This is a genomic window from Endozoicomonas sp. ONNA1 (assembly GCF_024606325.1).
Lineage (GTDB): Bacteria > Pseudomonadota > Gammaproteobacteria > Pseudomonadales > Endozoicomonadaceae > Endozoicomonas_A.
Genome location: NZ_JAHHPN010000603.1, coordinates 1 through 8,792, shown reverse-complemented (window position 1 = coordinate 8,792; position 8,792 = coordinate 1). Strand labels below are relative to the sequence as shown.

At 45.1% G+C, this 8,792-nt stretch carries 9 protein-coding genes; 2 read left to right on the top strand and 7 right to left on the bottom strand.

Annotated features, from left to right (window positions below):
• The 4 genes from KDK19_RS13870 to KDK19_RS13855 all read right to left on the bottom strand — a co-directional run.
• On the bottom strand, window positions 1-679 hold a 679-nt coding region (locus KDK19_RS13870; RefSeq protein ID WP_257292196.1), incomplete at its 3' end, for a hypothetical protein.
• A 524-nt stretch (window positions 680-1,203) separates the two neighbouring features.
• On the bottom strand, window positions 1,204-1,746 hold the full coding sequence (locus KDK19_RS13865; protein ID WP_257292195.1) for a hypothetical protein: 543 nt from the start codon (window positions 1,744-1,746) through the stop codon (window positions 1,204-1,206).
• A gap of 50 nt (window positions 1,747-1,796) precedes the next feature.
• Window positions 1,797-3,224 (bottom strand): HlyD family type I secretion periplasmic adaptor subunit, encoded by a 1,428-nt coding sequence (locus KDK19_RS13860; protein WP_257292194.1) that lies wholly within the window; start codon window positions 3,222-3,224, stop codon window positions 1,797-1,799.
• A complete protein-coding gene (locus KDK19_RS13855) occupies window positions 3,224-5,359 on the bottom strand; it encodes a type I secretion system permease/ATPase (RefSeq protein ID WP_257275528.1) in 2,136 nt (711 codons plus the stop codon). Before KDK19_RS13855 ends, KDK19_RS13860 begins: the two co-directional genes overlap by 1 nt.
• 150 nt (window positions 5,360-5,509) lie before the next feature.
• Here KDK19_RS13855 and KDK19_RS13850 point away from each other — a divergent pair, with 150 nt between their 5' ends.
• Complete coding sequence (locus KDK19_RS13850) at window positions 5,510-6,037, top strand: hypothetical protein (RefSeq protein ID WP_257292193.1); 528 nt, start codon at window positions 5,510-5,512, stop codon at window positions 6,035-6,037.
• Between the two features lie 76 nt (window positions 6,038-6,113).
• On the opposite strand, the gene KDK19_RS13845 is transcribed toward KDK19_RS13850, so the two are convergent.
• Both KDK19_RS13845 and KDK19_RS13840 read right to left on the bottom strand, forming a co-directional pair.
• Window positions 6,114-6,644: a hypothetical protein gene (locus tag KDK19_RS13845; protein ID WP_257275524.1), complete on the bottom strand. Its 531-nt coding sequence runs from the start codon at window positions 6,642-6,644 to the stop codon at window positions 6,114-6,116.
• Window positions 6,641-7,144, bottom strand: coding sequence for a transposase (locus KDK19_RS13840; RefSeq protein WP_257275522.1), 504 nt, complete (start codon window positions 7,142-7,144; stop codon window positions 6,641-6,643). Before KDK19_RS13840 ends, KDK19_RS13845 begins: the two co-directional genes overlap by 4 nt.
• 514 nt (window positions 7,145-7,658) lie before the next feature.
• Between KDK19_RS13840 and KDK19_RS13835 the strand changes: the two genes are divergently transcribed.
• Window positions 7,659-8,102 carry a hypothetical protein gene (locus KDK19_RS13835; RefSeq protein WP_257275520.1) on the top strand — a complete coding sequence of 148 codons (444 nt, stop codon included), beginning with the start codon at window positions 7,659-7,661 and terminating at the stop codon, window positions 8,100-8,102.
• 109 nt (window positions 8,103-8,211) lie between these two features.
• Here the strand turns inward: KDK19_RS13835 and KDK19_RS13830 are convergent, their stop codons facing one another.
• The gene (locus KDK19_RS13830) at window positions 8,212-8,538 is read right to left on the bottom strand and encodes a putative quinol monooxygenase (RefSeq protein WP_257275519.1); all 327 of its coding nucleotides are present in this window, start codon (window positions 8,536-8,538) and stop codon (window positions 8,212-8,214) included.
• Between the last annotated feature and the right edge of the window lie 254 nt (window positions 8,539-8,792).

The window sequence follows — 8,792 nt, the reverse complement described above, 5'->3', positions numbered from 1 at the left end:
TATCCAGAGGTTCTTTCGGTTGAACAGTGACAATAGATGCCTTGCCATTCTCATCGGTTATGGTGATAACTTTCACGCCGGTGGCGTTGTCAGTTTCAATACTGAGGTTAATATCTGTTGACTGTAATGGCTCATCGGTTATTGTAATGTTAGGGTCGTTTGAAATAATAAGAGCTGGGTCGTTGGGTGATGTTGTTTGACTTGATGGGTCAACGGTTATTTCAGAGTTGAATGCATCATCCAAAGCATTTGAGATAGTGTCTGCAATGTGTGTAGTGCCTTCAGACCTAACCAGTGAATAGGCACCCAATGCCACGCCTGTTACAGCAGCGGCTACAGCTATAGGCCCAGTTGAACTAACTGCTAAAACAGTAACGACTAAGCCAAGAGTGTCTTGGATAACATTATCACTTATTTTCCCATTTTCAATGTCTTTTGACATTTCAGCCAAAAGAGATGATAGCTGTAGCAAATTTACACCCGGAAGTGATTTGGCTACAGATAATTCTTTCAATGCACTCATAGCTGAGTATAAGTCCACTGCACTTTTGTATTCTTTAACTGAAAAATCGTCACCAGCACTCTCTGCGTAACCTTTGGTAGCATTGGCTATGGCAACTTTAGCATTAAGGCCGCTTAAAATGCTTATTGCAGCTTCAGCATTTGTCATCGCTGACATTATTAATCCCTTTTAATCCTGATGCTAAAACATAAGGATAAAAAAAACAGGATAAAGGCAAAGCACCAGACTTTGTTGCTAACCTTTGTGAAACTATTTTTTACCTTATGTAGTTCTAGCAATTTGTCTTTATTATTCTCTATTTGAGTTATAAATAAACTTAGCCTTGGAAAATTTGGCTCAAGATAGCTAACACAAACAGAGTCACCTCTCTCTAAGCGTCTATTTATGTCTATTCCATTAAAGTGCACACCGGATAAGTTAAAAGTTTTGATTACCCGATCACTTTTGATCTTTAAAATCCAGGAAGCAGAACTCCTTCGACCCTGACTCAAATAAACGCTAATAACAACACCACAGTATTTCTTTTCTGATTTTAAATCATCTAAACTCCTTGTCAGTTTCTCCAAGTTAGTGAAAGCGATTATAAGAAACCCCAATAAAAGCGAGTAGAAAAAAGTTCTACTTACCGATGATTTTGGTAATTTAAAAACAACTTTCATAAGCTATTCAGTCACCTATAACTACTGGTTTAATTGAAAATAGCCTCTACCCTTTTTCTTCACGCCAAACAGCCCACTGTCTGGATAAAGCCTACTTTTCAAAAACCAGACGTAGCCCATGCTCAGTATTGAAAAGACAACGACCAAAGTGGTAAAAACTGGCACTTGCCCTATATCTTTGAATAAGCGGGGAAACTGGATAATGCCAAGGATAAGAAAAGCATTGTAGGCTGTTAAGCTATAGCGATAGAATCCAATAATAAACAGTACGGGCACAGCAATACTGATCAGACCAAAAAGGATAATGTTATGTCCTCCTAACAAGGCCCCCGTATTGAAACCAATCAGAGCTGCGATGCTTGCCTGAACGAACATTATAAGAATAAGCAGGTTATTCATTTTTTCATACTTCTGGCACAAGAAAGGATCAGGAAGTGCAGTTACCATTAAGGCCAGTTTTTTCTCTGGTAGGCCGTTATCCTGATATTTTTTGTAAATTTCACTTTTTCCCATACCTTTGTTGAGTAGTTCTTGCATTTCTTGTTTTACTTTTCTCTTCTTCATTCTCTCTACCTGTAACTGAATCAATAAAATAGACTGCCCAGAAAAAGGCTTTACCTTTCCCTGATGCTCTCCTGCTTAAACCTCAAAAGCGGACTCAAAAAGTATTCTATCAATCGCCGCTGCCCGGTTTTAATTTCCACAGCTACACTCATGCCAGGCGACAGATTCACTTTCCTTTTCTCTACCAGCATCCAGTCTTTCTCTATGTGAACACTGGCCAGGTACCGCAAGCCTTGCTTTTCATCGGGTACAGCGTCGTCGGAGATATTGATCAGCTCACCGCCAATCAGACCGTATTTGGTGAAGTTGAAGGTGTCGATTTTCACCTCTGCCCGCTGGCCTTCCTGCACAAAGCCGATATCTTTGTTCAGCACCCAGGCTTCAACTTCCATGGTTGCTTCTTTAGGTACGATCTGCATCAGTGCCTGTACAGGCTGAACGACACCTCCAATAGTGTGTATCTGGAGTTGCTGCACTGTGCCGTCTATGGGCGAAACAATCTTCTGCTGGTCATGCAGTTCCTGGGCCTTGATGCTTTCCTGCTTCAGGCTGGTCAGCTGGCGACGAACCTGCTCCTGTTGATCCAGGCTCTCCCGGCGTTTCTGGGCATGGAGGCTGTGCAGCTGGTTTTGAGTCTCTTCCTGTTCTGCGACCAGCTGCTGAACCGTCGCTTTTTGTGCCTTGATATCTTCTTCCAGCTCTATGCGTTGCTGTTCCAGTTCGAGATACTGAACCCTTGAGCCGAAGTTCTTTTTGTAGAGCCCCTCCAGTGCCAGTGTTCGCTCTTCAATGATGGGTAAAATCCGCTGGAGCTTGCTGACGATAGCTTCAATAGTCCGCTGCTCAGCCACTTTACTCTTAAGCTGGCTCTTTAGGGTGTCTGAAGCCGTTAAGTAGTCTTTTATCTGCTGGGCAAGCAACTGTTCTTCAAAAGCCAGTGTTTCCTGTGACGGCGAGCCACTCGAGTACTGGTCAGCTGCCTTATATTGGGGTACCCGGATACTGTCCGGCTGGTCTTGGGCTGGTTGATCAAGATAACTAACAAACGCCCGTTGTCTGGCCAGTTGCAGCTCAAGAGCGATTATTTCTTTTTTCAGCCTGACCAGTTCTGCCTCGGTCACAATGCCAACCAGAGAAACCAGTGGATCGCCAGCTTTCACCTCATCGCCTTCCCGAACGTGAATGGCCTGTACTTCACCTATCACCATCGGCTGAATGGTTTTTACGCGCTCGCCCGGTACGATTTTGCCCTGTGCTGTGGCAACAATATCAATCCTGCCCACGCAAGCCCACACAATGGCTATTGTGAATAACAGGATGATGGTTTTTACAATTATTCGGCTGGTCGGGTTCGCCGGTGTTTCCTCCACTTCCAGAGCTGCCGGTAGAAATTGGCGTCGTGTATTGTGCAATGCTTCCTGTTTTTCTGTTCTGGTCAACAGGAACCTGGTCGCTTTTTCCCAAACTGGTCTGACCATTAGATAGCCTCCCGCAAACCATGTTGATGGGCATTCAGCCGGGCGTAATGTCCGCCTTGCTTAACCAGCTGATCATGAGCGCCTTCTTCCACAATACGACCTTTTTCCATGACAATGATGCGGTCAGCATCCCGCACAGTTGAAAGACGATGGGCAATAATAAAAACCGTCCTACCCTGGCTGATCCGCTTCATATTCTGTTGAATGATGTGTTCGGACTCATAATCCAGCGCACTGGTGGCCTCATCGAATATCAGAATTTTCGGATTGGTCAGTAATGCCCGAGCTATGGCAATACGCTGTTTCTGCCCACCAGAGAGGGTGCTGCCCTGTTCACCAACCTGAGTGTCATAACCTTCAGGCAATTCAAGAATAAAGTCATGGGCACCTGCCAGCTGGGCGGCAGCAGTGACCCGTTCAATAGAAGCACCCGAATCAGCCAGTGCTATGTTGTCGCGTACTGAGCGGTTAAACAGAAAGTTTTCCTGAAGCACCACGCCGACTTGCCTTCTCAACCAGGCGGGCTCGACTAACGCAAGGTCAATGCCATCGACCAATACTCGACCAGACTCAGGCACATAAAGTCGTTGTACCAGTTTGGTGAGTGTGCTTTTTCCTGAACCCGAGCGACCGACAATACCAATGACTTCACCCGGTTTGACGGCGATGGAGATGCCATTCAAGACAGCAGGACGATCGGGTTGATAGCGGAACGTGACATGTTCAAACTTGACAACTCCCTTCAGTGTTGGAAGTGTCGTACGATTTGGGTCATGTCCCGGTTCTGTGGGTGTATTCAGAACATCGCCCAGCCGCTGAACGGAAATACCTGCCTGCTGAAAGTCCTGCCAAAGTTGAACCAGTTTCAAAATAGGTGCACTCACTCTGCCTGCAATCATATTGAAGGCAATCAGCATACCGACCGATAGCTCACCATTGATCACCAGGGTGGCGCCAACCCAGAGAATCAGCACTGTGACTACCTTGTTAATTAGCCCTGCAAACTGGCTGGCAATATTACCCAGGTTCATCGCCCGGAACGAGGCAGAGACATAAGCTGCAAGCTGATCTTCCCAGACTCGTTGCATCTGAGGTTCAACCGCACTGCTTTTAATGGTTTCCATCCCGGTGACAGACTCCACCAGAAAGGACTGGTTTTCTGCGCCTCTCTTGAACTTTTCATTCAATCGGGCACGAAGAACAGGCGTTACTATCAGGGACAGAATGATATAGAAAGGAATAGAGCCGAGAACAATCCAGGTCAGTGTCGGGCTGTAGAAGTACATTACTACAAAGAAGATGATAGTAAACAACAGATCAATACACAGCGTCAGCGCAGAACCGGTAATAAACTCCCGAATTGTATCCAGCTCACGGACACGGGCTACCGTGTCACCGACTCTGCGGGCATGAAAAAAAGCAACGGGCAAGCGGAGCAGGTGATTAAAAAGCCGGGAACCCAGCACCACATCTACCCGATTGGTAGTATGGCTGAACACGTAGTTCCTGAGTCCATTCAGCACAATATCAAAGACTGACAGCACGAGCAGACCAAAAGCCAATACATCCAGTGTCGTTAGTGCCTGATTGACAAGAACCTTGTCGATAATGACCTGGAAGAACAGAGGCGTAATCAGGGCAAAGAGCTGAATAAAGAAGGATGCCAGCAGCACTTCATAAATCAGTTTTTTATGCTTGAGTATGGCCGGAATAAACCAGCTGAAGTCGAATTTTGCTATCCCCCCTGGTAGCAATGACCGTTTGGTGAATAGAAAGAGTTCACCAGTGAACAGGGTTTCCAGTACATCCAGTGATACCGTTTCAGGCCGGTCTTTCAAAGGGTCCTGGATCAGTGCTTTGCCATCATGAAAGCGGGCAATGATAAAGTAATGGCCATCAGAGTGACGGGCAATGGCGGGTAGAGGCAGATCTTGAAGTTTTTCACACTGAACTTCTGTACGACGAGCCTTGAGCTTTAAAAATTTTGCGGCCCTTAAAAGGTCTAACCCCTCAACAGGTCGATCGGAATCACCAAACTGGTGTTTGATCTGCTCCGGCTGAGCGGCCAATCCATGAAAACGGGCCAGCATCACCAGACAGGTCACTGCTGATTCCGAACTGCGTACACCATCCATCGGTGCGACTTCCTATAATTATTCTGTTCCTTGTGAGTTTGGATTGGATACTTTTAAGGCAGTGCGTGTCAAGATTTACCACTAAATGTCACCAAATGTTCATCAAAAGAAACAAATAACGAACGCTTTCAAGTAGAAGTGCCTTATGATTTGAATTCACTTACCTGCTTTCTGGTACTGGCTATTGAGGAAGGACTGGCAGGGTCAGAAGACAACTGTTATCGGATACATGGACGACAGATGACAGCCATTAAGCTATTTCTTCGGCTTTGTGTTTTGAGTCCCATGTCGGCGACAGCACATGATCTCTATGACGTCATTTCAAAGCGACTTCGACGCTTGCATAGCATCGACTCCTACGAACCTTTCTATTTTGTGTTCACAGATCGCAATCAGAACCAGGACTACATAATGAATTGTTTTTTCAGTGATGCGTATGAGCTTTTTTACAACAACCTGTCATTGTTTGAAGAGTGGTTAAGTCAAGCTAAAGAAATAGAGCTGGTTCAAAAAACCGTCTTGGATGAGAGAGCATTTTTATGGTCGGTTTTTCTTACAGAGGCACAACAGCCTGAGCATGTTTTGTTCAATGAGAAACCAATCAGGCTGGAGCAACACCCATATATTAAAAAACTACGGGACAGAATGGATGAATATAAGAAATATGTTGGACCTTGAGCAGCGGTGTGGTCACCGGATAACAGCAGAGTGGGTGACTTTTTAACGGTAGAGGTGGTCAATCTGGACAGTGCAGCTAGCAATAATGAAGATAGCCACAGAACTGATAGGCTGATGTGCCGCCTACCATCGCGTTCCTGCTGCTAAGCCACATGGCCTTACCCGCCGGGCAAATGCAAGTTTCTTCCTGTTTATCAAAGGCAAAATCTTTCAGGGTGAAACGGTCCGAGGCGGTAGGCTTACCGTGTTTCTTTGCCAGGGCCGCCCGCTCCTTTTTGTGTTGAATCTTATAACGCCCAGCCTGATCAAAGTTCGGATCACGCTGACGAAACTGGTTGTCTGCAATATAGCCATCGACGTTCATAGCCAACAGGGACTCCAGGCTCTCCCGAGAGTGGAAGCCACTGTCGGCTACAATTTTGGCGGTAGTCAGTACATTGCGATGTTTGAGCCATTCACAGTGAGCGTCAATCGCCTGCACCATGGGTATCAGAGTCGGTTGCTCAGCGCCGCTACCATAGGCTTCCCCGTGCATAATCACCTTATGCTTACTATCAACACCGGCCACACCGCAGTAGCCCTGGATCACGCCTTTGGAGGTTTTCATTTTGGCACTGTCGGGGTCGGTGACATAATGGCGAACATCTCCCTGCCGATCAGACTCAATTGATCACACACCATTAGCACCTGCATAAACAGCTGGGTAATCGGTCCCTTCAAGCGGCTGATAAATTCGGCGATGGTCGTATAGTGAGGCTGACTGTCGGCTGACAGTGCCATAAATACAATGTTCTCCCGACAGGCTTTTTCGATTTTACGACTGGAGGTGATCCCTCGGGAATAGGCGAACAACACCACCTTTAAAAGCATGGCTGGATCGTAGGTTAAACGACCGGTTTCATCATTGTTGTAATGCTCATGAAAGATCGAAGTATCGATTTCATGATCTACCAGGTAATTCAGCGTGTATTCAAAAGAGCCCGGCACCAGTTGTTCGGCAAGATTAACTGGTAATAACAGATTCTGACTGGTGTCGTACGGTTTAAAGCGAGACATAGTGCGGGTTTTAAGTCTTCTCAGGGGCTTGAGCGCTATTTTATCAGACAACACCGGCCAGGACAGGGCTTTTGAGGGTTTTTCTACAGCCTCAACGCTTGCGTGTAGCGCGCAGCCGAAGGCGTCGTCGGGTGGAGGGGTGAAGCCCCGGAACGAACTGGAAGCATTTGTTATGCGGCGGTTACCCTGAACGAAAATTTCTTTATAACTAATATGGCAGCTATTTAAGTATGAACTATATTAGAACCTACTTCTTGTTATGGTGTTTTCAAAACGAAATAAAATGAAACATTTTGGGCTTTTCACATCAACCTTACTGCTTTGCATTGTACTAAAATCTGAAGCAGGATTTGAAAGAATAATCATTAAATCTGACAAAATACCGGTACTTGAAATCACAGCCAAATATAATCATCAAGCATCCAGGACCAGAAATATAGTCCCCGATAAAATCATTGTCAGGTCATTACTATCAGATACAGTAAGAAGCAGGCTGGGGACACATCCCTTCTTTACAGCTCTAGAGAATTTTTCGCGTTCTTTGTACAGGACAGGAATTATGAGTATGACTGCTGAACGCGAATACTCTAAGAGTTTTACTTTGTCATTCGATAACGCACCTAGTTTATTGTTAAGAACGCCAGCTATTGACATGATGGATTGGCAAGTGGTTTTTTCTCATCTAAATCAAGACAATCTGCTTTATCAATCTGGTTATCAAATCCCAGGAGTTCATCCACTTATATTATTTTTCTCGTGTGATTTTTTGAATTATCTTGATCAGAATATTTTAACAGGAATCGCAGGCAGCCAAGCAATACAAATTCCTTTATTACAATTAACTGCTAATACTGAGAACTATTTAACAGATGATTTGGTATTTACAGAATCTGCCAATGAAACAGACTTGATTATTAATATATACCCTCAAGGCGAGAATCAAGTGTCTCCTCCAGAAGGGTATAGCGTGAAACCATTTTTTGAGGGCAGCTTAAAACATTACCAATAGCTGCATAACGCTAAACTGTGGGCCGGAGCACGCAGTGCGGTCGTCCCGCCCCGAAGGGGCAAGCACCAGCGTATTGTTAGACGCTTTTAGTTGAGCTGAATGCTACAGCTTAGGCGTACTGAGTTTGCTGCAAATAATCATCCGTAACCTGTAGCTTATATACGGTTTTTGAGTTTTCTATACACTCTCGCATATCTTCAATAGCAAGTATGGATTCATGCTCTCTAAGGCCATTATTATTTGCCCATAAATCCATGTTTGGCCATTGAGCATACGCAACAAATTTTAATGGATCATCTGTTGAATGCAACCTTGAACCCAAGCTACCTAACTCTTTAAAAATAGCCTGTGTAGTTTTTAACCAGGATTGTCTGAATTGTTCTTCTTTTCCGGGTTTTATGTTGAACTCATATACAGCAATAAACATGTTTTTCATCGTTTTTGATTTTGTGATGCCGCCTAACCACAGAGCTGACGGGCAACGTAGCTGTCCCCGTCAAGTGAGCTGTTAGGTGGCGTGGTTATTTCTGAAGGTGGTTTACGATGATGGTGAGAGTTTCTTCTATTTTATCAAAACGCTTGTCGTGTTCGTCAAAACGCTTGTCGTGCTGTGCAAAGCGCAACCGATTTTCCTGCTGGTACTCTCGCATTTCCCGTCTTGTTGCCAGTATCTCTTGGTGTGTATCACCA

Bases quoted from the DNA above. Each gene is read 5' to 3' on its own strand.
- KDK19_RS13865 (WP_257292195.1), bottom strand. From the start codon at position 1,746: ATGAAGAAGAGAAAAGTAAAACAAGAAATGCAAGAACTACTCAACAAA.
- KDK19_RS13830 (WP_257275519.1), bottom strand. From the start codon at position 8,538: ATGAAAAACATGTTTATTGCTGTATATGAGTTCAACATAAAACCCGGA.
- KDK19_RS13860 (WP_257292194.1), bottom strand. From the start codon at position 3,224: ATGGTCAGACCAGTTTGGGAAAAAGCGACCAGGTTCCTGTTGACCAGA.
- KDK19_RS13845 (WP_257275524.1), bottom strand. From the start codon at position 6,644: ATGAAAACCTCCAAAGGCGTGATCCAGGGCTACTGCGGTGTGGCCGGT.
- KDK19_RS13835 (WP_257275520.1), top strand. From the start codon at position 7,659: ATGACTGCTGAACGCGAATACTCTAAGAGTTTTACTTTGTCATTCGAT.
- KDK19_RS13855 (WP_257275528.1), bottom strand. From the start codon at position 5,359: ATGGATGGTGTACGCAGTTCGGAATCAGCAGTGACCTGTCTGGTGATG.